This window comes from Oleiphilus sp. HI0079, from assembly GCF_001635105.1.
This window is the reverse complement of the sequence record NZ_LWFT01001436.1, coordinates 1-1,170: the sequence shown is the minus strand read 5'-3', so window position 1 is coordinate 1,170 and position 1,170 is coordinate 1. Positions and strand designations below refer to the sequence as shown.

Annotated in this window: 1 protein-coding gene and 1 pseudogene; both read right to left on the bottom strand. The window is 49.1% G+C overall.

The genetic code is table 11. From position 1 onward, the window contains the following. Nucleotides 1–781 (bottom strand): hypothetical protein (locus A3750_RS24635; protein WP_068549043.1); only part of this gene is annotated, 781 nt, incomplete at its 3' end. Between the two features lie 133 nt (nt 782–914). Continuing rightward, a pseudogene (locus tag A3750_RS26645) lies at nt 915–1,170 on the bottom strand (RluA family pseudouridine synthase); the annotation flags it as partial.

The window sequence follows — 1,170 nt, the reverse complement described above, 5'->3', positions numbered from 1 at the left end:
TGTTGATAAGAAAATCGGAGACTACAGAGGGTTGCCAAATCGCCGGCACAATAGCAAAAGGGCTGATATCATTGAGTCCCAGCTCCCAAGCACCACCTGCCGTGGTCCACTCCACAGCGTCTAGCTCGCCGCTTTCTAGCGCAGGCCTAATTTCATCAGGAGTTAGCGGAATCGTGAATGCACTCGCGGCCTCAGCGAGCACCTCGCTCGGTAATCCGGGCCCAATTCGTACTTTTTTATTCTCTAAATCGTCTAGACCAGAAATCGGCTCGCGGGATAGTAGTCCAAACTCCATTCCTGGCCACCAAGCAGGCCGCCATACTATGCCTTTTGGCTCAGATAACTGATTGGCGAGTTTGATCCCCTGTTCTTCGAAAAAGAAGATCATAGAGGCATCAATATTCATCAAGTCAAAGGGGCCAGCATTCATCACGGCCCAAGCAGGATCTTGTGCTGACCACCAATTCGGCCATCCGTTACCCATTTGCACAGTACCTTGGCGCACTGCATTAAAAATATCCGGGCCGCTAGCCAAGCTCTTTGCGCCTCCGGGGTAAGCCGTAATATCGAGCCGTCCGCCCGACATTACTCTTACCTTGTCGGCCATCACAATTAGCTGTTGATAGTCGACACTCGACTCAACCGCTTGCGATTGCAGCTTCCACTCAAAGGTTTTGTTTGATTCTGAGTTACTGCAGGCAGAAAGCAGAAAAACAATCGTTGGTATGAGCAGAGAAAAACGTGCTGTCTTACTATACGTACTGTACTTGGAAGTATTCATGTCGAAAGCGCATCGCGAAAGCCTAATTAGTTACATCCAGTGTAGTACATTCGCTTGAGAACACGATTAAAAATCAACCAGTTAATTGTATGTGTATTTATATTTCCCCGGCACTCGCTATGCGACGCAGCGCTTAGAACGGACAAGGACATTCAACACGAAGGCGCTGTTTCGATATAGGGTGATCAAAGCAGATCTCAGACGCATGCAACATCAATCTATCGGCCATGTGAAACGCTTCGTCCGAAGCGTATAAGTCGCAGCCAAGAATGGGATGGCCTATCTGCTGGCTGTGTATTCTCAGTTGGTGGGTACGGCCGGTTACAGGGCAAAACAGCACTCGGGTCGCAAACACGTTTTCTGCGTATTCAAGCACCTTGAAACGCGTT